General features: G+C 62.6%; 23 protein-coding genes. 16 read left to right on the plus strand and 7 right to left on the minus strand.

From position 1 onward, the window contains the following. Window positions 1-13: 13 nt before the first annotated feature. Window positions 14-1,360 carry an MFS transporter gene (locus BLQ01_RS11070; RefSeq protein WP_026540609.1) on the plus strand — a complete coding sequence of 449 codons (1,347 nt, stop codon included), beginning with the start codon at window positions 14-16 and terminating at the stop codon, window positions 1,358-1,360. Here the strand turns inward: BLQ01_RS11070 and BLQ01_RS11075 are convergent. From BLQ01_RS11075 to BLQ01_RS11090, 4 genes are read right to left on the minus strand one after another with little or no spacing between them, the layout of a single operon-like run. Beyond that, the gene (locus BLQ01_RS11075; RefSeq protein WP_091551994.1) at window positions 1,357-2,667 is read right to left on the minus strand and encodes an alpha/beta fold hydrolase; all 1,311 of its coding nucleotides are present in this window, start codon (window positions 2,665-2,667) and stop codon (window positions 1,357-1,359) included. The genes BLQ01_RS11070 and BLQ01_RS11075 overlap by 4 nt on opposite strands. A 40-nt stretch (window positions 2,668-2,707) precedes the next feature. Next, entirely contained in the window at window positions 2,708-3,220 is a 513-nt protein-coding gene (locus tag BLQ01_RS11080; RefSeq protein ID WP_091551766.1) for a GNAT family N-acetyltransferase, read from the minus strand. Window positions 3,221-3,264: 44 nt separating this feature from the next. Continuing rightward, window positions 3,265-4,638: a CoA transferase gene (locus BLQ01_RS11085; protein WP_091551767.1), complete on the minus strand. Its 1,374-nt coding sequence runs from the start codon at window positions 4,636-4,638 to the stop codon at window positions 3,265-3,267. Window positions 4,639-4,648: 10 nt separating this feature from the next. After that, on the minus strand, window positions 4,649-7,183 hold the full coding sequence (locus BLQ01_RS11090; protein ID WP_091551769.1) for a DEAD/DEAH box helicase: 2,535 nt from the start codon (window positions 7,181-7,183) through the stop codon (window positions 4,649-4,651). Between the two features lie 70 nt (window positions 7,184-7,253). On the opposite strand from BLQ01_RS11090, the gene BLQ01_RS11095 reads away from it, so the two are divergent. The 15 genes from BLQ01_RS11095 to BLQ01_RS11165 all read left to right on the plus strand — a co-directional run bounded on the left by BLQ01_RS11095 (window position 7,254) and on the right by BLQ01_RS11165 (window position 23,285). Then, window positions 7,254-8,033, plus strand: a complete 780-nt coding sequence (locus BLQ01_RS11095; protein ID WP_091551770.1) for a trans-aconitate 2-methyltransferase — start codon at window positions 7,254-7,256, stop codon at window positions 8,031-8,033. 211 nt (window positions 8,034-8,244) lie between these two features. Further along, a complete protein-coding gene (locus BLQ01_RS11100) occupies window positions 8,245-8,625 on the plus strand; it encodes a GntR family transcriptional regulator (RefSeq protein WP_026540615.1) in 381 nt (126 codons plus the stop codon). Between the two features lie 65 nt (window positions 8,626-8,690). Beyond that, window positions 8,691-11,618, plus strand: a complete 2,928-nt coding sequence (uvrA, locus tag BLQ01_RS11105; protein ID WP_026546769.1) for an excinuclease ABC subunit UvrA — start codon at window positions 8,691-8,693, stop codon at window positions 11,616-11,618. Window positions 11,619-11,686: 68 nt separating this feature from the next. Continuing rightward, window positions 11,687-12,403 carry an HAD hydrolase-like protein gene (locus BLQ01_RS11110; protein ID WP_026546770.1) on the plus strand — a complete coding sequence of 239 codons (717 nt, stop codon included), beginning with the start codon at window positions 11,687-11,689 and terminating at the stop codon, window positions 12,401-12,403. Beyond that, on the plus strand, window positions 12,390-13,058 hold the full coding sequence (locus tag BLQ01_RS11115; RefSeq protein WP_026546771.1) for a lysophospholipid acyltransferase family protein: 669 nt from the start codon (window positions 12,390-12,392) through the stop codon (window positions 13,056-13,058). Before BLQ01_RS11110 ends, BLQ01_RS11115 begins: the two co-directional genes overlap by 14 nt. A gap of 82 nt (window positions 13,059-13,140) precedes the next feature. Further along, window positions 13,141-15,156 carry an excinuclease ABC subunit UvrC gene (uvrC, locus tag BLQ01_RS11120; RefSeq protein ID WP_091551772.1) on the plus strand — a complete coding sequence of 672 codons (2,016 nt, stop codon included), beginning with the start codon at window positions 13,141-13,143 and terminating at the stop codon, window positions 15,154-15,156. Window positions 15,157-15,277: 121 nt separating this feature from the next. Beyond that, window positions 15,278-16,201 carry an RNase adapter RapZ gene (gene rapZ / locus BLQ01_RS11125; protein ID WP_026540620.1) on the plus strand — a complete coding sequence of 308 codons (924 nt, stop codon included), beginning with the start codon at window positions 15,278-15,280 and terminating at the stop codon, window positions 16,199-16,201. Further along, window positions 16,201-17,217: a gluconeogenesis factor YvcK family protein gene (gene yvcK, locus BLQ01_RS11130; protein WP_026546773.1), complete on the plus strand. Its 1,017-nt coding sequence runs from the start codon at window positions 16,201-16,203 to the stop codon at window positions 17,215-17,217. The genes rapZ and yvcK overlap by 1 nt, the downstream gene beginning before the upstream one ends. Window positions 17,218-17,226: 9 nt before the next feature. Then, entirely contained in the window at window positions 17,227-18,207 is a 981-nt protein-coding gene (gene whiA, locus BLQ01_RS11135; protein ID WP_018777554.1) for a DNA-binding protein WhiA, read from the plus strand. Between the two features lie 175 nt (window positions 18,208-18,382). Beyond that, entirely contained in the window at window positions 18,383-19,006 is a 624-nt protein-coding gene (locus BLQ01_RS11140) for a superoxide dismutase (RefSeq protein ID WP_091551774.1), read from the plus strand. Between the two features lie 271 nt (window positions 19,007-19,277). Next, entirely contained in the window at window positions 19,278-20,288 is a 1,011-nt protein-coding gene (gene gap / locus BLQ01_RS11145) for a type I glyceraldehyde-3-phosphate dehydrogenase (RefSeq protein WP_024821016.1), read from the plus strand. A gap of 9 nt (window positions 20,289-20,297) precedes the next feature. Continuing rightward, the gene (gene pgk, locus BLQ01_RS11150; RefSeq protein ID WP_091551775.1) at window positions 20,298-21,524 is read left to right on the plus strand and encodes a phosphoglycerate kinase; all 1,227 of its coding nucleotides are present in this window, start codon (window positions 20,298-20,300) and stop codon (window positions 21,522-21,524) included. Window positions 21,525-21,597: 73 nt separating this feature from the next. Continuing rightward, window positions 21,598-22,413, plus strand: a complete 816-nt coding sequence (tpiA, locus tag BLQ01_RS11155; protein ID WP_091551777.1) for a triose-phosphate isomerase — start codon at window positions 21,598-21,600, stop codon at window positions 22,411-22,413. Between the two features lie 36 nt (window positions 22,414-22,449). Then, window positions 22,450-22,707 (plus strand): preprotein translocase subunit SecG, encoded by a 258-nt coding sequence (gene secG / locus BLQ01_RS11160; RefSeq protein ID WP_017198454.1) that lies wholly within the window; start codon window positions 22,450-22,452, stop codon window positions 22,705-22,707. 179 nt (window positions 22,708-22,886) lie between these two features. Then, window positions 22,887-23,285, plus strand: coding sequence for an RNA polymerase-binding protein RbpA (locus tag BLQ01_RS11165; protein WP_091551778.1), 399 nt, complete (start codon window positions 22,887-22,889; stop codon window positions 23,283-23,285). Here the strand turns inward: BLQ01_RS11165 and pgl are convergent. Genes pgl through zwf form a run of 3 tightly spaced genes read right to left on the minus strand, consistent with a single transcriptional unit; the run spans window position 23,238 to window position 26,540 of the window. Beyond that, window positions 23,238-24,056, minus strand: coding sequence for a 6-phosphogluconolactonase (gene pgl, locus BLQ01_RS11170; RefSeq protein ID WP_091551780.1), 819 nt, complete (start codon window positions 24,054-24,056; stop codon window positions 23,238-23,240). The genes BLQ01_RS11165 and pgl overlap by 48 nt on opposite strands. Further along, on the minus strand, window positions 24,046-24,987 hold the full coding sequence (locus BLQ01_RS11175; RefSeq protein ID WP_026540626.1) for a glucose-6-phosphate dehydrogenase assembly protein OpcA: 942 nt from the start codon (window positions 24,985-24,987) through the stop codon (window positions 24,046-24,048). The genes pgl and BLQ01_RS11175 overlap by 11 nt, the downstream gene beginning before the upstream one ends. Continuing rightward, window positions 24,984-26,540: a glucose-6-phosphate dehydrogenase gene (zwf, locus tag BLQ01_RS11180; protein WP_026546777.1), complete on the minus strand. Its 1,557-nt coding sequence runs from the start codon at window positions 26,538-26,540 to the stop codon at window positions 24,984-24,986. The genes BLQ01_RS11175 and zwf overlap by 4 nt, the downstream gene beginning before the upstream one ends. Between the last annotated feature and the right edge of the window lie 5 nt (window positions 26,541-26,545).

Genomic DNA, 26,545 nt, shown 5'->3' on the forward strand with positions numbered 1-26,545 from the left:
GTAGTCTCGTGAAGTGACTACCACTTCAACTACGGCGCTGGACCCACAAAGGGTCCAGCGCCGTACTGTTTTTCTGCTCAGTTCTGCACAGCTGCTAAGTGGGGTCGGCAACGGAGCCACGCTTTCCATCGGTTCCCTGCTGGCAGTTGACCTGTCAGGTTCAGAAGCGTGGGCGGGTTCCATCACCACAGTGCTGACGTTGGCTGCTGCGATCGCGGCTTTGCCCCTTGCGCGGCTGGCGGAAACCCGCGGACGCCGCACAGGCCTGGTGACCGGATTGATGGCAGCGATGATGGGGGCGCTGCTGATCATTGCTTCCGTGGTGGCCCAGTCCTTCTTGTTGCTTCTGCTGGGTGCAGCGTTCCTGGGCCTCGGCACGGCCGCGAACCTGCAGGCGAGATTCGCCGCCGTCGACCTCGCTGAACCCGAGCACCGTGGGCGGTCGCTGTCCACTGTGGTCTGGGCGATCACCATCGGCGCTGTCGCCGGGCCCAACCTGATCCAGCCCGGGGCAGTGGTTGGGGCGGCCCTTGGCCTGCCGCCGATTGCCGGTCCGTTCCTGTTTTCAGCCGCCGGCCTGCTCCTGGCTTCCATCTTGCTGTTCGCGGGACTGCGCCCTGACCCGCTGTTGTTGTCCCGGAAGCTGGCAGCCCAGGCAGCCGGCAACACCGGAACGGGAGGTCCTGCCGTGAGGGGTACCATCCGTTCGGGCCTGCGGGCCGTGCGGCAATCTCCGTTGGCAATGCTGTCTCTAGCGGCCGTAGTGGCGGCGCACGGGGTCATGGTGGCCGTCATGTCCATGACACCGCTGCATCTTCAGCAGCTGGTGGGCGGTTCCCACGCGGGCCACCATGGCGGAGCAACCGGGAGCGCCGATGCCTTGGTGGTCATCGGGCTCACGATTTCGCTCCACATCGCGGGGATGTTCGCCCTCTCGCCCCTGTGGGGCTGGCTGACCGACAAAGCCGGCCGCCTGCAGACCATCGCCATGGGCCATGGTTTGCTGCTGGTTGCTGTGTTCATTGCCGGGTTTGGCCAGGACGAGCCCGGACTCGTCACTGCCGGGCTGGTCCTGCTTGGCCTGGGCTGGTCTGCGGCAACCATCGCGGGTTCAACATTGCTGGCTGAAAGCGTGGCTCCCGATTCCCGCGTGACCGTCCAGGGTGTCTCGGACACCCTCATGGGTGGCGCCGGCGCAATCGGCGGCGCCACCTCCGGTCTACTGCTCGCGTGGATCGGCTACCAGGGGTTGAACCTTGCCTCCAGCATCCTGGCGGCACTGGTGCTTGCCTTGACGCTGGTTATGACCGCACGGAAGACACCGGCTTCAGCCGGGCCGGACATTCAGCCGTCGGCCTAGCGGACAGCCCGGACCATCCCCAGAAGACGGGCAAAGATTCCCTCGCCGTCTTCGCCGATGCCGTCGTGATGGAAGTCCGCGGTAACCCACAGTTGGAGTCCGCGGACTGCAGCTGCCGTTTCAAGCGACAGATCGTGGTCGACGTAAATATCATCCTTGTACACAGCGGCCGCCACGGGCACAGAGTTTGCAGCCAGCCGCTCGGGGTCGTACAAGGGCTTCCAGTCCATCTTGGCGGCCAACTGTTCGGCCACTTCCCGCAGCGGCACCAAGGCAGGATCCTGGTCGAAATACCACGGGTAGACCATTTCACCGGTGAGCAACGGCTCAGTGGCGTCGGGCTTGAAGCCCGGATGGTCCTCCAGCACCCGCCACGCGGCCCAGTTGGTGGCCTGGCCCTGCGCGTAGATGGACTCATGCAGTACGGCGTAGAGCGGATTGGCGGCGCGGCTGACGAGGCCGCGCACTTGTTCAAGGAATGTTTCGGACAGGCGTGGCCCGGACGGAGTGTCTATGAAGGCGTCCTCCAGGAGGTAGTGGAGGGCATCCACGCGGGTGTTGCCGCCGAGGAATGACCCGACCATCTGGAACCGGGCGGCCGTGAGCTTTTCGCCGCTGGAGAGGAACTCGTCCTGGCTGTCCAGGTGCCGGGCGATCCGGGTGACCCTGTCCCGGTCTTCCGGGTACCAGGAGAAGTACTCGGCATTGCGCGCAGCAACACGGCCGAACGTGGCCTGGTATACCCGGTCCGCAGAACCGTGCAGGGGAGCCAGGCCGCCCGTGATGAGGACCTCGCGAAGCCCCTCCGGAGCGAAAGACAAATAGGTCAGCGCGCAGAATCCACCAAAACTCTGGCCCAGTACTGACCACGGGCCGGAGCCCAGTACGCCCCTGATCAATTCGCAGTCAGCGATGATCGAATCGGCGCGGAAGTGCGTCAAATATTCGGCTTGCGCCGCGGCGTCGCCACGGAGTTCAAGTGACTTGTGTTCGACGGGCGTGGACAATCCCGTGCCCCGTTGGTCGAGCATCAGGATCCGGAAGTCCTTCGCAGCCGCCTTCATCCAGCCCGACAACGAGGTGACCCTGTTGCCACGGCCGCCCGGACCTCCTTGAAGAAACAGCAACCACGGCAATTTTTCGGCTTCCTCAGCCGTGTGCCCGGTGGATGAGTACTCCCTGGCAAAGACTGTGATGGTCTCGCCCGCGTTGGCCGGTTCCCCGGGTACGTGCACCAGGGGAACAGTGAAGTAATGCTCGGTGGTCCGCAGGCCACGGAACTCATGACGGGCGGAAACCCTGTGCATCCCGGCAGCCTGCCCGTGCGCCTGCCTGACGTCGATCTGCTCAGCCACGGGCAAGTACCCCGTCGGCCTGGCCGGTTTTCGTGCCGAAGGCCTCGAGTGCCTCCCCGGTCAGTCGGAAGGTGGACCATCCATCCATCGGGAAAGCGCCCAGGTTCTTGTAGAAGTTAATGGAGGGTTCGTTCCAGTCCAGGACACTCCATTCCACGCGGGCATAGCCACGTTCGACGGCAGTGGCTGCCAGATACTGCAGCAATGCCTTGCCGTGGCCCTCGCCACGGGCGTCGGGAACCACGTAGAGGTCTTCGAGGTAGATGCCGTGAACGCCTTCCCAGGTGGAATAGTTCAGGAACCAGAGGGCGAAGCCCTGGACTGTACCGGCGCTGTTTTCCGCGATGGTGGCAAAAACGCGGGGGTTCTCGCCGAAGAGAACTTCGGTGAGCATGGCCGGGGTGTTCTTAACGGCGTCCGGTTCCTTCTCGTAGATCGCAAGGTCATGGATCATCCGGAGGATGGCAGGGACGTCGTCAACAGTGGCTGGGCGGATTTCACTCATGGCTTCGAGCTTACTAGGGGAGCCCTGCCGGCCGCTGCAAGGTTTCAGCTACTCCAGGCCAGCGCCGAAGTTCCGTACTGCACCGGAGTTCTCCTGTACTGAAGTGGCACGCCGTCAACGGTCAAGGGCGGTCCTGCAAAGTGCAGCGGACCATAGGGGCTTTCCGCCACGTGCAGGTCAGGGACGGCAAGTGAACGGGCAGGGATTTCGGAGCCGGGCGGCGGCAGGCGGAAGAGTTCCTCCGCGGTGCGGGCCAGGGAAAGATGCGCAGCTCCTCCCAATCCGGTGCGGAGGCGTTCCGACAGAAGAGCCAGCACAGCGGCGACGATTCCATATCCCGTCGCGTGATCCAGCGCTTGGACAGGCAGCGCTCCTGGCCTCCACCCGCCGTCGTCGCTTCCGCACTGCTCCGCGATCCCGCAGGCGGCCTGGACCAGACTGTCGAAGCCCCGCCGCCCGCTCCACGGTCCCGTGGTGCCCCAGGCGCTCAATGTCACTGCCACGAGATCGGGCCTGGCCGCCAGCATCCCCTCAGGGCTGAAACCGAACCCATCCAGCCCGCCCTGGCGGTAGCCGGTCACCACGACGTCGGCGGTGGCGAGCAAGCCGCGGACCCGCTCCAGGACCGCTGGATCTTTGAGGTCAGCTACGGCGCTGCGCTTATCAAAGCCGGAGTCAACAAAGGCATCCGTGAGCTCAGGAAGGTGGGGCGGATCGATCCGCAGGACATCGGCACCCAGGGCGCCCAGCAAACGGGTGGCCGTGGGGCCGGCTATAACGCGCGTCAGGTCCAGCACTCTGAGTCCGGCCAGAGGCCGCGTTGCTTGCTTTGAGGGAATCCACGACGACGGCCGTGGACTTTCGCCCGACGCCGATGGACGGCTGAACCGGATCCAAGGACCGAAGCTTGCCGCCGGGTGCATGGCCGTGGCTTTCCACTCTGCCCTTGAGCGGACGGCTGCAGCCACACCTTCCGCCGAGGTGACAGCCTCCTCTGCCTCCAGGGCCGACATGGAAAGCAGGACCCTGTCCAGGTCATCAGGCGTAGCGGCCCTCAGTGCCTTCATCAAACGCTCCGCGTGATGGGGGTAGTTGGCGTGCAGGCGGATCCAGCCGTCCCCGGTGGGCCGGAATCCGGACATCGGGACAAATCCCTGGGCCTTCCGGCCCGAGATCCGGAGGTACCCCAATGAATCAAACGAAGCGGCCGTCAGCTGTGCTGACATCGAGTACCGGCCGGGGGAACCCGTCAATGATTCAAGCGCCGCGGCTGCGGCCTGGACCGACCCCAAAGCCAGCCCTTCGACGTCCAGGCTGCCGCCCCACCACCGGCGCGGACCGGGGACGGCAGCACGTTCTGCCGCACTGAAGGATTCCAGGTGCCGAAGGCTGGCGGTCAGGTCCGGAACAGGTTCCACGGCGGCAAACCTACAGCCTGTTGACGTTTGTCACCCGGACCACTGCGGTACCGGTCTCGTCAGAAGCCGCCAAGTCCACCTCGGCGGAGATTCCCCAATCATGGTTCCCGGCGGGATCGTCGAAGATTTGCCGGACCTTCCAGGTGCCCGGTTCTTCGGTGATGATGAGCAGTCCTGGTCCACGGGCGTCCGGGCCAGTGCCAATGTCGTCGTGTTCGTCGAAGTAGTCATCAAGGGCCTCTTCCCAGCGCCCGGCTTCCCAACCTGCGTCACCGTCGAGTTCCCCCAACGCAGCGGAGTCCTCGTCCGCGAAAAGCTCAACCCTTCGGAACAGTTCGTTCCGGACCATCACCCGGAAGGCACGGATGTTGGAGGTCAGGAGCGGCGGCGGTGGCGGGGGAGCGTCATGGGGTGTGGGGGCGAGCCCCGAGGTCAGCTCTTCCCACTCATCCAGCAGGCTGGAATCGACCTGGCGGACCAGTTCGCCCAGCCAGGCAATCAGGTCTTCCAGGTCCTCACGCAGCAAATCCTGGGGAACCGTCTGGCGCAGTGCGCGGAACCCGTCCGCCAGGTAACGCAGGACGATACCCTCCGAGCGGGCCAAGCCATAGAACTGCACGAACTCACCAAAGTTCATGGCACGTTCATACATGTCCCGGATGATCGATTTCGGAGCCAGTTCGAAGTCGCCAACCCACGGGGCAGCTTTGCGGTAGACCTCAAAGGCCTCGCCCAGAATCTCCGCCAAGGGCATGGGGTAGGTGACTTCATCGAGCATGGCCATCCGCTGGTCGTACTCAATTCCGTCGGCTTTCATCGCTGCAACCGCCTCGCCGCGCGCCTTCTTCTGCTGCGCTGAAAGGATCTGGCGGGGCTTTTCCAGAGTTGACTCGATGACGGATACCACGTCCAGCGCGTAGGACGGCGACTCGGGATCCAGCAACTCCAAGGCGGCCAAGGCGAAGGGGGAGAGCGGCTGGTTCAGTGCGAAATTCGCCTGGAGGTGCACCGTGAGGCGCACGGAACGGCCCTCGGCTTCCTGCTCCTCCTCCGGGATACGTTCAACCACTCCCGCGGCCAGCAGCTCACGGTAAATGCCCAGGGCCTTCTTCATGAGCTTGAGCTGGGCCGGACGGCTCTCGTGGTTCTCGCTGAGCAATCGGCGGGTTGCCTGGAACGGATCACCAGGGCGTTCCATGAGGTTCAGGAGCATCGCATGCGTCACCGTGAAACTGGAGGTCAGTGGCTCGGGAACGGATTCCACCAGCCGCTTGAACGTAGGCTCGCCCCAGGAAACGAATCCCTCCGGAGGCTTCTTCTTCACCACCTGGCGCAATTTCTTCTGGTCATCGCCAAACTTTGCCGTCGCCTTGGCCATGGCCTTCGTGTTTTCCACCACATGCTCAGGAGCCTGCACCACCACTGTTCCGGCGGTGTCGTATCCGGCACGTCCGGCCCGTCCGGCAATCTGGTGGAACTCACGTGAGTTAAGCGACCTGGTGCGTACGCCGTCGTACTTGCTCAAAGCAGTCAACAGCACTGTCCGGATGGGCACGTTGATGCCCACTCCCAAGGTGTCCGTACCGCAGATGACTTTCAGCAGCCCGGCCTGGGCCAGTTGTTCCACCAAGCGCCGGTATTTGGGGAGCATGCCTGCGTGGTGCACCCCGATGCCGTGGCGGACCAGCCTGTTGAGGGTCTTTCCGAAGCCTGCGGCGAACCGGAAACCAGCAATGAGCTCAGCAATCCGGTCCTTTTCAGCACGGCTGCACATGTTGATGCTCATAAGGTTCTGGGCCCGCTCAATGGCCTCGGCCTGGCTGAAATGAACCACGTACACCGGGACCTGTTTAGTGGACAGCAGTTCTTCCAGGCTCTCGTGGACCGGTGTCAGGTGGTAGTAGTAGTGCAGCGGAATGGGTCGTTCCGCAGAGCTCACCGTGGTGGTGGGCCGGCCGGTCAGCTCCGTCAGTCCGGTTTCGAAACGCGTGACGTCGCCCAGTGTCGCGGACATCAAGAGGAATTGCGCCTGGGGGAGTTCCAGCAAGGGAACCTGCCATGCCCAGCCGCGCTGCGGGTCCGAGTAAAAGTGGAACTCGTCCATCACCACCGAGCCAAGCTCCGCCATTGAGCCTTCACGCAGGGCGATGTTGGCGAGGATTTCAGCGGTGCAGCAGATGATGGGGGCGTCTTGGTTGACACCGGAATCACCGGTAATCATCCCCACGTTTTCCGCACCAAAAATGTCACAGAGGGCGAAGAACTTCTCGGACACCAGCGCCTTGATCGGGGCCGTGTAGTAGCTCCGCTGGCCCCGTGCCATTGCTTCGAAATGCGCTGCAATGGCAACCAGCGACTTTCCCGAACCAGTGGGGGTGGCCAGGATGACGTTCGCTCCGGAGGCAAGCTCCATGATCGCTTCGTCCTGGGCGGGGTACAGCTCCAGGCCGCGGCTCCCGGTCCACTCCACGAACCGTGTGTAGATTTCGTCCGGGTCCAGGGGACCGTCTGCGCTGGAACCGGGAAGCTGCTCAAGAAGTTTCATTGGTTTCCAGCTTAGTGCCCGGACGGTTTAGGCTCGCCCCAGCAGAGGTGGCAGATGCGAGGAGGCTTTGATGAAGTGGGATCCGTCCAAGTATGTGGAGTTTGGAAACCATCGGGACCGTCCGTTCCACGACCTCGTCGCGAGGGTCCAGTCCTCTGCGCCGCAGAGGGTGGTGGACCTGGGCTGCGGGCCTGGGAACCTGACGGCCACTCTCACCGAACGCTGGCCGGACGCCCATGTTGTGGGCGTCGACGCTTCGGCGGAGATGCTCGGCAAAGCGCGCCAACTGAGGCAACGGTTCAACAACCTGGAATTCATGCAGGGCGACATCGCCCAGTGGCAACCCGAAGCTGATACGGATGTGGTTGTCACCAATGCAGCCTTGCAGTGGGTGCCGGGCCATATGGACATGCTGGCCGGCTGGCTGGATGCGTTGAAGCCAGGGGCATGGTTTGCCTTGCAGGTTCCGGGAAATTTCACGTCCCCCTCCCACACGTTGATGCGGCAACTGGCTGAAACACTCCGGTGGGCAGACAAGCTCGGCGGAGTCCTCCGGCATGAGGGCGCCGTAGGCAGCCCTGCGGACTACTTGGAAAGAATGCTCGACGCCGGATGCTCGGCTGACGCCTGGGAGACCACCTACCAGCAAGTGCTGCCCGGCGCAGACCCGGTCTTGGAGTGGGTCCGCGGGACCGGGCTCCGGCCCGTGCTGGCGGCATTATCCGGCGAAGAAGCCGCCGTCTTCGAGACGGAGTACGCCGCGATGCTGCGCGAGGCCTATCCAGCCACACGCCACGGAACCGTCTATCCGTTCCGGCGCATTTTTGCCGTGGCACGGAAGAACCCGTGATGGCGTTGCACGCCCCGCGCCGGAAGGGTGCGATCTTCCCGGGCCACTGCCTGGGCAACCTGCCACGGCGCGGATACGGTTGCAGCTTTAGTCATGGCTTACGTCATGGCTTGTCCAGTGTCGTCGTCGCTGGTCTAATTCTCGGCATGGACCAAGGACGCTTCGAAGAACAGATGCCCCGCCTCCTTCCGGCACCCGGGCGGAGCTCCTCGTGACTCCCTCAGGCGAATTTCCCGGCAGCTGGCGCCCCAACACCACCAGCGCCGTCGCCCTCTTTGAACAGTTGCGGCTGCGGATCATTGAACTTGCAGACTCGGGTGTCCTTGCGGTGGGGGCCAAGCTGCCACCTGTGCGCAACCTGGCCGGTGTGCTGGATGTCGCGCCGCACACCGTGGCGCGGGCCTATAAAGAACTCGAGGCCGCGGGCGTCGTGGCAACGCGGGGCCGTAACGGCACGGTGGTCTGCGCCCGGGACGATCGCTGGGGAGCCCTGGCCGAGGTAGCGGGGCAGTACGCCGCTGCTGCCAAAGCCCAGGGCGCTTCGTTCGCTGAGGCCGTCCAGCTTTTAGCCGCAGCATACGACGCTGATTGATACCGATCAGTAGCATGTGAGGCACGACATGGAAATTCGAAGAAGTTTTCGATTAGCATTGGTGAGTGCCCAAAGCCTTAGCTGAAGATACCGCCATCGAATCCGCCAACAGCGTTCCCGTCGTTCCTGATACCAAACCCGCGAGGCCCGACCTTTCGCGGCTCGTGGTCAAGGGCGCCCGGGAACACAATCTGCGCAACGTGGACCTCGACCTTCCCCGTGATGCCATGATCGTCTTCACAGGGCTCTCAGGCTCCGGGAAGTCCTCACTGGCCTTTGACACCATCTTTGCCGAAGGGCAGCGACGCTACGTCGAATCACTCTCGGCCTACGCCCGCCAGTTCCTTGGCCAGGTTGACAAGCCTGATGTCGACTTCATCGAAGGCCTGTCGCCCGCGGTCTCCATCGACCAGAAGTCCACCAGCAAGAACCCGCGCTCCACGGTGGGCACCATCACGGAGATCTATGACTACATGCGGTTGCTCTGGGCCCGCGTGGGCCGCCCTCACTGCCCTGTTTGCGGGGAACCCATCGCACGGCAGACGCCCCAGCAGATCGTGGACCAGCTCCTGGAGCTTGAGACGGGCACGCGCTTCCAGGTCCTCGCTCCCGTGGTCCGTGGACGCAAGGGCGAGTTCGTTGATCTCTTCAAGGAGTTGACCGCCAAGGGGTATTCGCGTGCCCGCGTGGACGGCGACCTCGTTCAATTGAGCGATCCACCCAAGCTGGGCAAGCAGTTCAAGCACACCATTGAGGTGGTGGTTGACCGCTTGGTGGTCAAGGACGACATCAGCCAGCGTCTCACTGACTCCGTGGAAACCGCTCTTGGCCTGGCTGAAGGCCGCGTCCTTGTTGAATTCGTGGATCTCGAGGCCGGGGATCCCGGCCGCATTCGCGCTTTCTCCGAAAATCTGGCGTGCCCCAACGAGCACCCTTTGGCGATCGACGAGATCGAGCCGCGCTCCTTCTCCTTCAACAACCCCTTCGGTGCTTGCTCGGCGTGCAGCGGCATCGGCACCAAGCTGGAGGTGGACGAGGAACTCATCGTCCCCAACCCTGAGCTGTCCTTGGGTGAGGGCGCCATTGCCCCATGGTCCCTTGGCACGGCAACTACCGAATACTGGAACCGGCTGCTTGAGGGCTTGGCCCACGAGCTCGGATTCTCCATGAAGACTCCTTGGGAAAAGCTGTCCAAGGAAGTCCGGAACACCGTATTGCACGGCAAGGACCACAAAGTTGTTGTCCAGTACAAGAACCGCTTTGGCCGTGAGCGCAAATACAGCACGGGCTTTGAGGGTGCAATTCAGTACGTCCACCGCAAGCACGGCGAAACCGATTCCGATTGGGCCCGTGACCGGTACGAAGAGTACATGCGCCAGATCCCCTGCCCTGAGTGCAACGGTGCGCGCTTGAACCCGGCGTCCTTGTCAGTGCTGATCAATGGCAAGTCCATTGCCGCAGTTGCGGCTTTGCCCATGCGGGAGTGCGCTGAGTTCCTGGGCAGCTTGACCCTCACCAACAGGGAAGCACAGATCGCCAACCAGGTGCTGAAGGAGATCCAGGCCCGCCTGACCTTCCTCCTGGATGTGGGACTGGAATACCTCAACCTCGAACGTCCCTCGGGAACCTTGTCCGGTGGAGAGGCCCAGCGCATCCGGCTGGCAACACAGATCGGCTCAGGCCTGGTGGGTGTCCTCTATGTTCTTGACGAGCCCTCCATCGGCCTTCACCAGCGCGACAACCGACGACTCATCGAGACACTCACCCGTCTCCGGGACCTCGGCAACACCCTCATTGTGGTGGAGCACGACGAAGACACCATCCACGAGGCTGACTGGGTGGTGGACATTGGACCGGGTGCCGGTGAGCACGGCGGCCAGGTGGTGCATTCGGGCACCTACAAGGAACTGCTGGAGAACACCGATTCCCTCACGGGTGATTACCTTTCGGGGCGTCGGAAGATCGATGTTCCCGCCAAGCGCCGAAAGTACGACAAAAAGCGGGAGCTGAAAGTTGTTGGTGCCCGTGAGAACAACCTCGACAACGTTGATGCCACGTTCCCGCTGGGGCTCTTTACAGCGGTAACCGGCGTCAGCGGCTCCGGCAAGTCCACGCTGGTCAACGAGATCCTCTACAAGGTCCTCGCCAACAAGCTCAACGGGGCCAAGCAAGTGGCCGGGCGGCACCGGACCGTGGCGGGACTGGAACATCTGGACAAGGTGGTCCACGTTGATCAAAGTCCCATTGGCCGCACGCCCCGTTCCAACCCGGCAACGTACACGGGGGTGTTTGACAACATCCGCAAGCTCTTCGCCGAGACCACCGAAGCCAAGGTGCGCGGGTATCAGCCCGGCCGCTTCTCGTTCAATGTCAAGGGCGGTCGCTGCGAGGCCTGTTCAGGCGACGGCACGTTGAAGATCGAGATGAACTTCCTTCCGGACGTCTACGTTCCTTGTGAGGTCTGCCATGGAGCCCGGTATAACCGGGAAACCCTTGAAGTCCATTACAAGGGCAAGACCATCGCCGATGTCCTCAATATGCCCATTGAGGAGGGTGCGGAGTTCTTCGCGGCCTTCACGCCGATTGCGCGCCATTTGAAGACCTTGGTGGACGTGGGACTGGGCTACGTGCGTTTGGGACAGCCGGCCACCACGCTTTCCGGTGGCGAGGCCCAGCGGGTGAAGCTTGCTGCTGAATTGCAGAAGCGCTCGAACGGTCGCAGCATCTATGTCCTTGACGAACCCACCACGGGTTTGCATTTTGAGGACATCAGGAAGCTGCTCATGGTGCTCCAGGGCCTGGTGGACAAAGGCAACACGGTGATTACCATCGAGCACAACCTGGACGTCATCAAGTCGGCCGACTGGATTGTGGACCTTGGGCCCAACGGTGGTTCCGGCGGCGGAAAGATTGTGGCCACTGGAACGCCCGAACAGGTTGCGAAATCCAAGGACAGCCACACGGCGACATTCCTGGCCGAAATTCTCGGTTAGCCGCCAGAAGTATTCCGGTAGCGGCATGCGAGTTTCAGGCATGCCGCTACTCGTGAGAAACTAACCCGGTGACTCAAACAACGGTGCCCGTAATATTCGATCTGGACGGCACCCTTGTCGATCCCGCAGGCGGTATCACGGGAGGAATCTCTGCGGCCCTCCGTGAAATGGACCTTCCTGTTCCGGAGCAGGCCGTGCTCAATTCCATGGTGGGTCCCAAGCTCAGCGACTCCTTGCTGCATTTGGCACACGTTCCCGAAGCGCTGGTCAACGAGACCATTGAGCGGTACCGGCGCCATTACAGGGAAACCGGTATTGGGCAGAGCAAGCTTTACCCCGGTATTTACGAACTCCTCCAATACTTCGCTGCGTCCGGCCGCGCTGTGGCCGTTGCTACGCAGAAGCCGCAGTCCATTGCCCGGCTTGTCCTCGAGCACCATCACATTGCCGATTTCTTCGTCTCCATCCGTGGGGCAGCGGACAACGAGTCCCTGGAAGCAAATACGGCATCGGGCAAAATCGAAATTGTTGGCGCAGCCTTGTCGGACCTGAACTCCCAACCTGCGGTGATGGTCGGCGACAGGCACCAGGACGTTGCAGGAGCCATGGCGAACGGCCTGGACTGCATCGGGGTTTCCTGGGGATTCGCTCCGGACGGAGAACTCGAAGAAGCCGGCGCCGTGGCTGTTGTGCACACCGCAGTTGAATTGCGGACCAAAATTGAAGAACTTGACGCTGTCCGTGCGACGGCCCTGAGCGAGGTACAAAACGATGGCAGTCTTTGATGCGATCCGGTGGACTACCCGTGGACTGATCTCCTCCACGTGCCGGCCTACTGTCATTGGGTTGGAAAACGTTCCCCAGGACGGTCCCTTTATTGTGGCTCCCAATCATCTGTCATTCCTTGACAGCGTTATTGTCCAGGCCCTGATGCCACGTCCGGTCGCTTTCTTTGCCAAGGCCGAGTACTTCACCACCAAAGGCGTCAAAGGCGCCGTCATGAAGTCATTCTTCGAGGCCGTGGGTTCCATTCCGGTTGAACGCGGCGAGCAAGCGGCCAGCGTGCAAGCGCTCAAGACACTGCTGGACATCCTGGAGTCGGGAAAGGGGATCGGTATTTACCCCGAGGGCACGCGGTCCCGGGACGGCATCCTCTACCGCGGCCGCACGGGCGTGGGGTGGCTTGCCCTGACCACCGGCGCTCCCGTTATCCCCGTGGGGCTGATCGGAACAGAAAAACTGCAACCGGCGGACAAGAACGCGGTGCGCCCGCAGCACTTCACCATGAAGGTGGGCGAGCCACTCTATTTCGATAAGACGGGTCCGGACCACTCGCTTCCGGCGCGACGTGAAGTAACAGACAAAATCATGGATGCCATCGCCCTGCTCAGCGGCCAGGACCGGTCTGCAAGCTACAACCAGAGCAAATCCGTCGACTAGCAGGAGCGCCCACCGGGGCGGCAGGAGCGCCCGCGACGGTGAAGTGGCCGTGGCTGTCCGTTCGGTTCACTAGACTGGAAACGTGGCAGATCCAGCAAGTTACCGGCCCCAAACGGGTGAGATTCCCACCACCCCAGGCGTCTATCGGTTCCGCGACCCCCATGGCCGGGTCATTTACGTGGGCAAAGCAAAGAACCTGCGGTCAAGGCTCAATTCGTACTTCGCCAATCCAGCAGGGCTTCTTCCCAAGACCCATGCCATGGTCCATGCTGCCAGCAGTGTTGAATGGACAATGGTGGGCAGCGAGCTCGAATCGCTGCAGCTGGAGTACACCTGGATCAAGGAATTCAAGCCGCGCTTCAACGTGGTTTTCCGGGACGACAAAACCTACCCGTACCTCGCGGTCACCATGGGGGAGAAGTACCCCCGGGTGCAGGTCATGCGTGGCGAGCGGCGCAAGGGCACCAGGTACTTTGGTCCGTACACCGCCGGAGCCATCCGCGAAACAATGGACACCTTGCTGAGGGTTTTTCCCGTGCGCAGCTGCAGTGCGGGCGTCTTCAAGCGTGCCGAATCCAGCGGGCGCCCATGCCTTCTCGGCTACATCGACAAATGCTCGGCCCCTTGCGTTGGCCGTGTGAGTGCCGAAGAACACCGGGACCTTGCTGAAGACTTCTGTTCGTTCATGGGCGGTGAAGCGAAACGCTTCATCGGCCGCTTGGAGAAGGACATGGCAGCGGCCGTCGCCGAGCTCGACTACGAGCGCGCTGCCGGCCTCAGGGACGACATCATCGCGCTCAGGAAAGTCTTCGAGCGAAACGCCGTGGTTCTTGCCGAAGACACCGACGCTGACGTCTTCGCCCTCCACGACGACGAACTGGAGGCTTCCGTACAGGTGTTCCACGTCCGCGGCGGCCGGGTCCGGGGGCAGCGCGGGTGGGTTGTCGAAAAGGTCGAGGACGCCACCACGCCGGAGCTGATCGAGCACTTGCTCCAGCAGGTCTACGGCGAGGACAGCGAGGTCCAGGGCCGGATCCCCCGGGAAGTGCTGGTCCCGGAAACGCCCAGCAACCATGCCGAACTTACCCTGTGGCTTGGCGGACTGCGCGGGGCCAAAGTGGACATCCGCGTGCCCCAGCGCGGTGACAAGGCCGCCTTGATGTCCACCGTGCGCGAAAATGCGGAGCAGGCCCTCAAGCTGCACAAAACCCGCAGGGCAGGCGACATCACCGTACGGTCAGTGGCACTCCAGGAGCTGCAGGAAGCCTTGGAGATCCCTGTTCCCTTGCTGCGCATTGAATGTTTCGATATCTCCCATGTCCAGGGCACCAATGTTGTGGCCTCCATGGTGGTAGTGGAGGACGGGCTGCCCAAAAAGGCCGACTACCGGAAGTTCTCCATTACGGGAGCGGCAGCAGCGGACGATACCGCGGCCATGCACGACGTCCTGACCCGTCGGTTCAGGCACTACCTGACGGACAAAGCTGCCCAGGTGCCCGTGGTCTCGGGCGAAATCGTCAACCCCACACGTGCCGGGGCCAGGAGCGGCGCCGACGGGCCGCCGTCGGACCCCACCATGCCTGCCCCCAAGGCCAAGTTCGCCTATCCGCCCAACCTGGTAGTGGTGGACGGCGGCCAGCCGCAGGTCAACGCCGCCAAGCGTGCGCTGGATGAACTGGGAATCGACGACGTCTACGTGGTGGGCCTGGCCAAGAGGCTGGAGGAAGTATGGCTTCCGGACAGCGACTTCCCGGTGATCCTGCCTAGGACTTCGCAGGGCTTGTACCTGCTTCAACGGATCCGTGACGAAGCACACCGCTTCGCCATCACCTTCCATCGGCAGAAGCGAGGGAAGGCCATGACGGTGTCCGTCCTGGACGGCGTGCCGGGCCTGGGTGAAGCCAAGCGCAAGGCCCTGGTGGCGCACTTCGGCTCGCTGAAAAAGATCAAAGCGGCCTCGGTGGAGGAGCTTACCTCTGCCAAGGGAATCGGCCCTGCGCTGGCAGCTGCCGTGGTCCAGCATCTGGGTTCCACCGAGGACTCAGGAACCACAGCCCCGGCGATCAACATGACCACCGGCGAAATCCTTGAATCTTAGCTAGGGTTAGAACCTGGCCGATGGCCGCATCAGCGGTCACCGGTGCTTGAACACGTCGAACGTGCGCGCAGTTCCACGATGCGCACGGCACGGACCACTTCCGAGGAAACGGGGACAACTGATGGATGAGGCAACACCGGGGGCCGGAACGGAGCATGACGGCCTCACGCCCGTCAAGCCCCCGGAGGCGGAACTGCTGGTTGTCACCGGCATGTCCGGGGCAGGCCGCAGTACGGCCTCGGACGCCCTGGAAGACCACGGCTGGTACGTGGTGGACAACCTCCCGCCGCAGATGCTCGGCACCTTGGCCGAAATTGTCTCCCACGCCCCCAAATCCATTCCCAAGCTGGCCGTGGTGGTGGATGTCCGCAGCAAGGACCTCTTCACCGACATCCAGACAGCCCTGGGTGCACTCAGTGCCAGCGGCATCACCTTCCGGGTGCTGTTCCTCGACGCCAACGACGAAGTCCTGGTCCGCCGTTTCGAGCAAGGCAGGCGTCCGCACCCCCTGCAGGGTGGCGGCCGGATCCTGGACGGCATCGGGATCGAGCGCGAGGTCCTGAGGGAACTGCGGGAGCATGCCGACGTCGTGCTGGATACGTCCGATTTCAACGTCCACGGCCTGGCAACAGCCATCACCGAGCTCTTCAGCGACACCGGCCCGGTTACCCTGCGATTGAACGTCATGAGCTTTGGATTCAAGTACGGCCTTCCAGTGGATGCCAACTTCGTAGCCGACGCCCGTTTCATTCCCAATCCGCATTGGGTTCCGAAACTTCGGCCCCACACCGGCTTGGATGAGGACGTCAGCAACTACGTCCTCGGTGCCGATGGCGTGCACGAATTCGTGGACAGGTACGTCCGGGCTTTGGAGCCGGTGCTGGACGGCTACCGCCAGGAGAACAAGCACTACGCCACCCTGGCTGTTGGCTGCACCGGAGGCAAGCACCGTTCGGTGGCAGTCGCCGTCGAGCTTTCAAAGCGTTTGGCGCAGTATCCACGCGTGACAGTCACCACCACCCACCGCGACCTGGGACGCGAATAGTGGGGGTCCTTACCGGCCCGCTTCCCCTTATTCCGCCCAAGGGTGTCCCCGGCAGCCAGCAAAAGAAGAGCCCCTCAGTGGTTGCCCTTGGTGGCGGCCACGGGCTGGCGGCGTCGCTCTCGGCATTGCGCTTGCTCACCTCGGAGCTCACGGCAATCGTTACGGTAGCGGACGACGGCGGCTCTTCCGGGCGGCTTCGCGAAGAGTACGGTGTCCTCCCGCCCGGTGACCTCCGGATGGCGCTCAGCGCATTGTGCGACGACACCGACTGGGGACGTACATGGCGTGACGTCATGCAGCACCGCTTCAATGCCGGATCCGCCAAAGGTGGCTCCCTGGACCACCACGCCATGGGCAACCTGCTGATCGTGACCCTCTGGGAGCTTTTGGGAGACACAGTGGCCGGCCTGAAATGGGCTGGAGCATTGCTCGGAGCCAGGGGCCAGGTCCTCCCCATGTCCAGTGTTCCCCTCACCATCGAGGGAAAGGCACACGTCGGGCTTCCCGGAGGCGGGCAGGAACTCAGGACTGTCCGGGGCCAGGCAAAATGCGCTGTTGCCGGCAAGCTCGAAGAGGTCAGACTGTTGCCGGAGGACGCACCTGCCTGCACCGAAGCCCTGACGGCGATCGAGCTGGCTGACTGGGTTATTTTGGGACCCGGCTCCTGGTACACCTCGGTGCTGCCGCATTTGCTGTTGCCCGAGCTCCGCCAAGCACTCGGCGACACCGCTGCCAAACGCTGCCTGACCATGAACCTGGATGTCGAAACCAAGGAAACCTCGGGCATGACAGCCGCGGACCACCTGGACGTCCTGCGCCGCTATGCCCCGGAGTTCAGCGTCGATGTTGTCCTCGCCGATCCCGCCGCGATCCAGGACCTCAAGGCATTTGAGAAGGCCGCCGGGATGATCGGCGCCGAAGTGGTGTTGGGTAGAGTAGGGGCGTCGAGGCGCCGCCCCGTCCACGATCCATTGCTGCTGGCAGCGGCGTACCACGATATTTTCGGGAACAGTTAGGAATACGCGATGGCACTTACTGCGTCGGTCAAGGACGAACTGTCCCGGCTGGACATCAAGAAATCTTCGGTCCGCAAGGCAGAGGTTTCGGCAATGCTGCGCTTCGCAGGCGGCTTGCACATCATTTCGGGCAGGATCGTTATTGAAGCCGAGGTTGATCTTGCCTCGACGGCGCGTCGCCTCCGTGCCGCAATAGCCGAGGTCTACGGCCACCAGAGCGAAATCATCGTCGTCTCCGGCGGCGGCCTCCGCCGCGGAAGCCGCTACGTTGTCCGTGTGGTCCGCGACGGCGAGGCCCTCGCCCGGCAGACCGGACTGCTGGATGGGCGGGGACGCCCGGTCCGTGGACTGCCATCAGTAGTGGTCAACGGCTCGGCTGCCGATGCCGAGGCTGTATGGCGGGGAGCCTTCCTCGCACATGGATCGCTGACGGAGCCAGGGCGTTCCTCTTCGCTGGAAGTGACCTGCCCCGGACCCGAGTCCGCACTGGCGCTTGTGGGAGCTGCCCGCCGCCTGGGCATCCAGGCCAAGGCCCGGGAGGTGCGCGGAGTCGACCGTGTGGTGATCCGGGACGGAGACACCATTGCAGCCCTCCTCACCCGGATGGGGGCACATGACGCCCTCATGGTCTGGGAGGAGCGGCGCATGCGCAAGGAAGTCCGGGCCACCGCCAACAGGCTGGCAAACTTTGACGACGCCAACCTGCGTCGCTCGGCACAAGCCGCCGTAGCCGCCGGCGCCCGGGTGGACCGGGCCTTGGAGATTCTTGGCGACGACGTTCCGGACCACCTCAAGTACGCAGGCGAACTCCGTGTAGCCCACAAGCAAGCCAGCTTGGATGAACTCGGACGCCTGGCCGATCCACCGATGACCAAGGACGCCATCGCGGGCCGTATCCGCCGGCTCCTGGCCATGGCGGACAAACGCGCCCTTGACCTTGGCATCCCGGGCACTGAGGCAAATGTGACTCCGGAAATGATGGACGAGTAGTCCGCACCCATAGAATCGAAAATGCGTAGAGGAAATACTGCGAGGCCACCCAGGGTTGTTCCCGATGGAGGCAGGAGCGAAGCTTCTTCGCCAAGGATTTCCGGCCGGTCCGCTGGCCGGATGACATAACGAGAGTTACCAACCCGGACGTCAGTCCACTACATTGGAGGATTTCGTGACAGAGTACGTTCTGCCCGAGCTCGGCTACGACTATGCAGCACTCGAGCCGCACATTTCGGCAAAGATCATGGAGCTGCACCACAGCAAGCACCATGCTGCTTACGTTGCAGGCGCCAACAATGCCCTTTCCCAGCTGGCAGATGCCCGCGAGAAGGGTGACTACGCCAACATCAACCGTCTCTCCAAGGACCTCGCGTTCCACACTGGCGGACACATCAACCACTCCGTTTTCTGGAACAACATCTCCCCGGACGGCGGCGACAAGCCCGAAGGCGAGCTCGCTGCTGCGATCGATGATGCTTTCGGTTCGTTCGATGCCTTCCGTGCGCAGTTCAGCGCCGCGGCTCTCGGTTTGCAGGGTTCCGGCTGGGCTTTCCTGGCATACGAGCCCATCGGCGGCAACCTCCTCATTGAGCAGCTTTACGATCAGCAGGGCAACGTTGCAGTGGGTACCACTCCGCTCCTGATGCTGGACATGTGGGAGCACGCCTTCTACCTGGACTACGTCAACGTCAAGGCTGACTACGTCAAGGCCTTCTGGAACATTGCCAACTGGGCCGATGTGGCCCAGCGCTTCGAAGCCGCACGCACCAACGCCACGGGCCTCATCGTCCTCTAGTTGGTGAGCTCCGGTTCACGCCGATGTAACAAAAGTCACTTTTAGCGTGAATTCGGGCCAAATGCTGGAAAGCCTGCCTCCGCAGTTGCGGGGGCAGGCTTAGTTAAACGTAAGATGGATCACGGAAGGCGGTTAGCCTTCAGCAACGTGGCTGGTCGCCCTCCGATCTGATAATCACCTCTGCCCAAAGACGTGCGGGGTCTGTTAGTTGGAAATTATTTATCCGACTCACTAGGCGTGCTTGCAAGAGCACCAAGGAGATTGACACATAGTGACCACCCGTATTGGTATCAATGGCTTCGGCCGCATCGGCCGCAACTACTTCCGCGCAGCACTGGCCCAGGGCGCAGACCTCGAGATCGTCGCAGTCAACGACCTCACCAGCCCCGAGACGCTCGCCCACCTCCTGAAGTACGACTCCGTCGGTGGACGCCTCGCCCAGACCGTGGAAGTTGTCGATGGAAACCTGGTAGTCGACGGCAAGTCCATCAAGGTCCTTGCAGAGCGCGATCCCGCCAACCTTCCGTGGGGCGAACTGGGCGTTGACATCGTGATCGAGTCCACCGGTTTCTTCACCAAGGCTGCTGCCGCGCAGAAGCACATTGATGCCGGAGCCAAGAAGGTCCTCATCTCGGCACCTGCCAGCGACGAAGACATCACCATCGTCATGGGTGTCAACCACGAGCTCTACGATCCCGCAGCGCACAACATCATCTCCAACGCTTCCTGCACCACCAACTGCCTCGGCCCGCTGGCCAAGGTAGTGAACGACGCCTTCGGTATCGAGCGTGGCCTCATGACCACGGTCCACGCCTACACGGCGGACCAGAACCTCCAGGACGGCCCCCACGGTGATCTCCGCCGCGCCCGTGCTGCTGCGATCAACATGGTTCCCACGTCCACCGGCGCGGCCAAGGCAATTGGCCTGGTCCTCCCGGAGCTTAAGGGCAAGCTGGATGGCTACGCCATCCGCGTCCCGGTGCCCACCGGTTCGGCTACCGACCTCACGGTCACGGTTTCCCGCGAAGTCACGGTCGAGGAAGTCAACGCAGCCGTCAAGGCCGCAGCTGAGTCCGAGCAGTGGGCCGGCATCCTCTCCTACACGGATGCCCCCATCGTGTCCTCGGACATCGTTGGAGACCCTGCTTCGTCGATCTTCGACTCCGGCCTCACCAAGGTCATCGGCAACCAGGTCAAGGTTGTTTCCTGGTATGACAACGAGTGGGGTTACTCCAACCGCCTCGTTGACCTCACGGAGCTCGTCGCATCCAAGCTGGGCTAGGGTAGACACATGACATCTCACACCCTCAACGAACTCATCGCTGAAGGTGTCCGCGGGCGGTACATTCTGGTCAGAAGTGACCTGAATGTGCCGCTCGACGGCTCTAAGGTGACCGATGACGGCCGCATCAAGGCCTCGCTCCCGGTCCTCAAGAAGCTCTCGGACGCCGGTGCCCGCGTGCTCGTAACCGCCCACCTGGGACGCCCCAAGGGCGCACCTGACGAGAAGTACTCCCTGAAGCCTGCTGCAGACCGTCTCACGGAACTTGCGGACTTCCGGGTGCAACTCGCAGCAGACACGGTTGGTGACTCCGCCAAGGAGCTCGCAGCCGGACTCCAGGACGGTGACGTCCTCGTCCTCGAGAACGTCCGCTTCGATGCCCGCGAAACCAGCAAGGACGACGCCGAGCGCGGCGCCTTCGCTGATGAGCTGGTTGCACTGACGGGCAGTAACGGCGCTTACGTGGACGACGCCTTCGGCGCGGTCCACCGCAAACACGCCAGCGTCTATGACGTAGCCACCCGTTTGCCGTCGTACCTCGGCGACCTCGTGCACACCGAAGTCGAAGTTCTTCGGAAGCTCACCACGGATACACAGCGTCCATACGTCGTGGTTCTGGGCGGTTCCAAGGTCTCGGACAAGCTGGCAGTGATCGAGAACCTCCTGGGCAAAGCGGACACCATCCTCGTCGGCGGCGGCATGCTCTTCACATTCCTTGCCGCAGCAGGCCACAAGGTTGCCGGAAGCCTCCTGGAGGAAGACCAGATCCCCGTGGTCCAGGACTACCTCCAGCGGGCCTCAGCAGCGGGAACGTCGTTCGTGATCCCCACCGACGTCGTAGTGGCGAGCCGCTTTGCCGCTGACGCCGAACACGAGGTCGTCAAGGCCGACGCCATAGAGGACAGCGCTTTCGGCGCTTCCGGCATTGGCCTGGACATCGGACCCGAGTCTGCTTCCGCATTCGCAGCCCACGTCGAGGGGGCAAAGACCGTCTTCTGGAACGGCCCCATGGGTGTCTTCGAATTCGAAGCCTTCTCCAGCGGTACGCGGGCAATTGCCCAGGCGCTGACCGATACCGTGGCGTTCACCGTCGTAGGCGGGGGCGATTCAGCCGCGGCTGTCCGGACCCTGGGTTTCGAAGACTCACAGTTCGGACACATCTCCACCGGCGGTGGCGCAAGCCTGGAATACCTTGAAGGCAAGGAACTTCCGGGACTGAGCGTCCTCGACCGCTAAGTACCAGACGGCCGGCAGGACGCTTTGCGTCCTGCCGGCCGTTCCATATTTCGACGCATTCTTTGGAGTTCATGTGACTACCTCTGCCAATGGCAAATTTGTCCGTAAGCCCTTCATCGCCGGCAACTGGAAGATGAACATGGACCATGTCCAGGGCATCACCCTGCTGCAGAAGCTTGCCTGGACGCTCTCCGACGCCAAGCACGACTACAACCGTGCCGAAGTCGCTGTCTTCCCGCCCTTTACGGACCTCCGAGGCGTTCAGACGCTGGTACAGGGCGACGACCTCGAGGTCGTCTACGGTGGCCAGGACCTCTCGCAGTTTGACTCCGGAGCCTACACCGGTGACATCTCAGGCCAGTTCCTCAGCAAGTTGGGTTGCGCCTACGTCCTGGTGGGCCACAGTGAGCGCCGCACCATCCACAACGAGTCCGACGAAGTACTGAACGCCAAGGTCAAAGCTGCGTTCCGCCACGGCGTAACCCCCGTCCTCTGTGTTGGCGAAGGCCTCGAGGTCCGCCAGGCAGGAACGCATGTGGAGCACACCCTCGCCCAGTTGCGCGCGGGCTTGGAGGGACTCACCGCCGAGCAGGCCGCAGACCTCGTCGTTGCCTACGAGCCCGTCTGGGCCATCGGTACCGGCGAAGTAGCCGGACCGGAAGATGCACAGGAAATGTGTGCGGCCATCCGTGCTGAGCTTGCCGAACTCTTCGACGAGACCGTCGCGGAGAAGACCCGCCTTCTGTATGGAGGTTCCGTCAAGGCAAACAATGCAGCGGCCATCATGGCCGAAAAAGATGTTGACGGATTGCTTGTGGGTGGCGCAAGCCTGGACCCCGCTGAGTTTGCTAACATTGTCAGGTTCGAGAGCCACCTCGTCACGGACTAGTCCGGCTCCCGTTTTCCGCTTCTTCGAAAGGCCGTCGTGGACGTTCTTCAAGTCATTCTGCAGATCCTGCTGGGAATCACCAGCCTTCTGCTGACGCTGCTCATCCTCCTGCACAAAGGACGTGGGGGCGGTTTGTCCGACATGTTCGGTGGCGGAATGAGCTCCGGATTGAGTTCGTCCGGCGTAGCCGAGCGCAACCTGAACCGCTTCACCATCATTCTCGGTATCACGTGGGGCGTTGTCATCATCGGCCTTGGCCTGATCATGCGCTTCACCTCGGGCGGAGACTCCTAGTCGCCAACCGGCACCAGCCGGCCGAGAACAAAGGGAGCGGTTCCAGAACGGAACCGCTCCCTTTGTTGTGAGCCGGCCATTTCTACTGCCTTTGCAGGGACTCCCGCATTAGACTGGCCTTGTTGGCCCTAAGGCCTGCGGGCCGTGACGGCCGACCACCGAGTCGCTAGGGGTTCGATATGGTTCATGGCACGCCAGGATACCGGGGTACCCGCGTAGGTGTAGCCCAAGGCTCACCACCGAGAAATCACAGCGACCACGGCGGGGGCGGGGCGCAATTGCCCCGTATGCGCGTCCACTATTGGTGCGCAAAAGGACACGAAACACAGCTTGTTTTCCTGAAGCTCCCGGATGACCAAATCCCAAGGACCTGGGATTGCCCCAAATGTGGTCTTCCTTCTTCGCGTGATCCCGGTCATCCGGCCGCGGCCGCGCCGGTGGATGACCTCTATAAATCCCATCTGGATTACGTCAAGGAAAGACGCTCCAGCCAGGAAGCCGAAGTTGTCCTGGCCGGAGCGTTGGAGCGCCTACGCTCCCGCGGGGTCCTTCCGGACCAATTGCTGGGGGACCCGTGATGCTGCGTTTTCGTCGATAAGCCACAAGGTCCTGGAACGACCAACAGGACCTGCAGCCGGAACCTGGACGGGATTGGCTCCGGCCAACGCCAAACCGACAGCGCCGGCCTTGTCCTCACCGGCAACAACCATCCAGATTTCCTGGGCAGTGTTAATGGCGGGCAGCGTCAGGGAAACACGCGACGACGGCGGCTTGGGCGAGTTTTCCACCCCCACCACCGTGCGCTTCTTCTCACGGATGCCGGCCTGTTCGGGAAACAGCGACGCGACGTGAGCGTCCGGACCCACTCCAAGAAGCAGGACATCGAAGCGCGGCAGGACTCCAGGCTCTTCAGAACGGTCATCTGACATGTCAGCCGCATGCTCGGCTTCGGCTGCCGCCTTCAGCTCCTCGGCATAGGCTGAGGCCGCTTCGTCAGCAGTTGCGAAGTGATCGGTCGAACCCGGCTCGTGGATACGCGCAGGATCCACCGCAAGGTGTGCCAGGAGAGCCTGGTGTGCCTGACGGGTATTCCTGTCCTCGCTGTCCGCTGCAACGAAACGTTCGTCCCCCCACCAGAAGTTAACCTTTGACCAGTCGACCGCGGGCGCTGCAGCCGAATCGGCCACCGCTTTCAGCGTTCCAATGCCGACTGTACCGCCGGTCAGGACAACCGTCGCCTCGCCGTGTTTGTCCTGGACGTCCACGAGCTTGGTAATAAGGCGGGCCGCGATGGCGGCCATCAACACCTTGGAGTCGGGATGGATGCTAACTCTTGGCTCAGCGTGCACTGGTCTGGACTCTCCTCTGGCTGGTAAGTGGCAGTCCCATCGTAATCACTTCTCCGAAGACTTCGTCCGGGTCAAGTCGGCGAAGCTCTTCAGCAAGGCAATCCTTCAGGCTTCGCCGCGGGAGGGTGATACGCTGCGCCGGCTGCCCGGGCTGCGTCAACTCCGCCACCGACAGGCCGGGACGGAAAAGTTGGACGTCACCGCTGGCGCGGGTGAGCCGGACTCGACGGATGCCGGTCCCGGCAGGGTCCGCCACGATCGTCACAGGAGCCTCCAGCGCCAGGCTGAGCCAGGCGGCCAGCAGCAGCGTGCTGGGGGAGTCGGAGGCACCCTCAACGGCAACCGCGGAGACGGGGTCACTGTCCACCTGGTCGAAGACAGCGGCGAGTTGCATGCGCCAGTTGGTCAGGCGGGTCCACGCGAGGTCGGTGTCGCCTGCCTTGTACGTTGCCCGGATGTTCTCCAGAGCCAGGCGGGGGTCAGGTTCGTTGGCCGAATCGGTGATGCGTCGGTGGGCGATCCGGCCAATGGAGGTCTCGCAGGCGCTTTCCGGTGCTCCGTGCGGCCACCAAGCCACGATCGGGGCGTCCGGCAGCAACAGGGCTGCCACCAGCGATTCGCTCTCATGGGCCATGTGCCCGTGACCCCGGAGCACGATGACCTCGGACGCGCCGGCGTCGCCGCCAACACGGATCTGGGCATCCAGACGATCCGGTCCCTCAACGCCGGCGTCAGCAAGGACGATGATCCGACAGGGGTGTTCCCGGCTGGCTTCGTTGGCCGCCTCGATGGCCTCTTCTTCCTGCCCGGACTTGGTCACCACCACCAGCGTCAGCACACGGCCCAAGGCGATCACGCCGCCTTGCTCGCGCAGGGACATGATCTTCTTGGAGATCTTTGAAGTAGTGGTATCGGGAAGATCTACAATCATGGCCTTCTCCAGGTTCGTCCGTCGCGGGCCAGCAGGGCATCGGCCGAAGCCGGACCCCAACTGCCGGGCGCGTAGGGTTGCGGTTGTTCATCCAGTCCGGCCCAGTATTCCTCGAACGGGTCAAGGATCTTCCAGGACAACTCGACTTCCTGGTGGCGCGGGAACAGCGGCGGTTCGCCCAGGAGCACGTCCAGGATGAGGCGTTCGTAGGCTTCGGGGCTGGATTCGGTAAAGGAGTGTCCGTAGCCGAAGTCCATGGTGACATCGCGGACTTCCATCTGCGTCCCCGGAACCTTTGAACCCAAACGGATCGTGGCACCCTCGTCGGGCTGGACACGGATCACCACGGCATTCTGGCCGAAGTCGTCCTCGCCATGGTCACGGAACAATAGATTCGGTGCCCGTTTGAACACCACCGCGATTTCAGTCACGCGGCGGCCCAACCGCTTACCGGCGCGCAGGTAGAACGGCACACCATTCCAGCGGCGGGTATTGATATCCACCCGGATCGCAGCAAACGTCTCAGTCTTCGAATCAGCAGGAATGCCATCCTCGTCCAAATACCCGAGGACTTCCTCACCGCCCTGCCACCCACCGGTGAACTGGCCACGGGCTGAATGCGTGGACAAATCATCAGGCAGCTTGACCGCAGCGAGCACCTTCTCCTTCTCCGCCCGCAAATCATCGGCATTGAACGAGATCGGTTCTTCCATGGCCGTCAACGCCAGCAACTGCAGCAAGTGGTTCTGCAGGACGTCACGGGCAGCACCCACGCCGTCGTAATAGCCTGCACGCCCGCCCGTACCGATGTCCTCGGCCATGGTGATCTGGACATGGTCTACGTAATTGGCGTTCCAGAGCGGCTCGAACAACTGGTTCGCGAAACGCAGCGCCAGGATGTTCTGCACCGTCTCCTTGCCCAGGTAGTGATCGATCCTGAACACCGCATCAGCCGGGAACACCGATTCGACGATGTCGTTCAGCTGACGGGCAGACTCCAGGTCGTGACCGAACGGCTTCTCGATCACCACACGACGCCATTGCCCCGGCTTCGCCTGCGCCAGGCCGTGCTTGGAGAGCTGGCGGCAGACCTGCTCGAACGCCTTCGGCGGGATCGACAAATAGAAGCCATGATTCCCACGGGTGCCACGGGTCTCATCCAGCTCATCGAGGACATCGCCGAGACGCTCGAAAGCATCGTCGTCGTCGAACTCGCCCTGAACAAAACGGATACCCGAAGCCAACTGCTCCCACACCGCTTCATCGAACTTCGTCCTGGCGTGAGCCTTAACGTTTTCCTTCACCTCAGCGGCGAATTCAGCGTTGTCCCAGTCGCGGCGACCGAAGCCAACCAAGGCAAAGCTCGGCGGCAAAAGACCACGATTGGCGAGGTCATAGACCGCCGGCATGAGCTTCTTACGGGCAAGGTCGCCGGTGACTCCGAAGAACACCAACGACGACGGCCCGGCAATGCGGTTCAGGCGCCGGTCCCGCGGATCCCGCAAAGGATTCCGCAGACCGGCGTTTTTCCTGCCGTTTTCAGTTTCTGGCATGTTTG

The sequence above is a fragment of the Arthrobacter sp. UNCCL28 genome, assembly GCF_900102805.1.
Classification (GTDB): Bacteria; Actinomycetota; Actinomycetes; order Actinomycetales; family Micrococcaceae; genus Arthrobacter; species Arthrobacter nicotinovorans_A.

Excerpts from the sequence above, each read along its gene's own strand:
- BLQ01_RS11115 (WP_026546771.1), top strand. The coding sequence starts at position 12,390 with ATGGCAGTCTTTGATGCGATCCGGTGGACTACCCGTGGACTGATCTCC.
- whiA (WP_018777554.1), top strand. The coding sequence starts at position 17,227 with ATGGCACTTACTGCGTCGGTCAAGGACGAACTGTCCCGGCTGGACATC.
- zwf (WP_026546777.1), bottom strand. The coding sequence starts at position 26,540 with ATGCCAGAAACTGAAAACGGCAGGAAAAACGCCGGTCTGCGGAATCCT.
- BLQ01_RS11075 (WP_091551994.1), bottom strand. The coding sequence starts at position 2,667 with ATGCACAGGGTTTCCGCCCGTCATGAGTTCCGTGGCCTGCGGACCACC.
- BLQ01_RS11175 (WP_026540626.1), bottom strand. The coding sequence starts at position 24,987 with ATGATTGTAGATCTTCCCGATACCACTACTTCAAAGATCTCCAAGAAG.
- BLQ01_RS11080 (WP_091551766.1), bottom strand. The coding sequence starts at position 3,220 with ATGAGTGAAATCCGCCCAGCCACTGTTGACGACGTCCCTGCCATCCTC.
- BLQ01_RS11090 (WP_091551769.1), bottom strand. The coding sequence starts at position 7,183 with ATGAAACTTCTTGAGCAGCTTCCCGGTTCCAGCGCAGACGGTCCCCTG.
- BLQ01_RS11165 (WP_091551778.1), top strand. The coding sequence starts at position 22,887 with ATGGTTCATGGCACGCCAGGATACCGGGGTACCCGCGTAGGTGTAGCC.
- rapZ (WP_026540620.1), top strand. The coding sequence starts at position 15,278 with ATGGATGAGGCAACACCGGGGGCCGGAACGGAGCATGACGGCCTCACG.
- pgk (WP_091551775.1), top strand. The coding sequence starts at position 20,298 with ATGACATCTCACACCCTCAACGAACTCATCGCTGAAGGTGTCCGCGGG.
- BLQ01_RS11095 (WP_091551770.1), top strand. The coding sequence starts at position 7,254 with ATGAAGTGGGATCCGTCCAAGTATGTGGAGTTTGGAAACCATCGGGAC.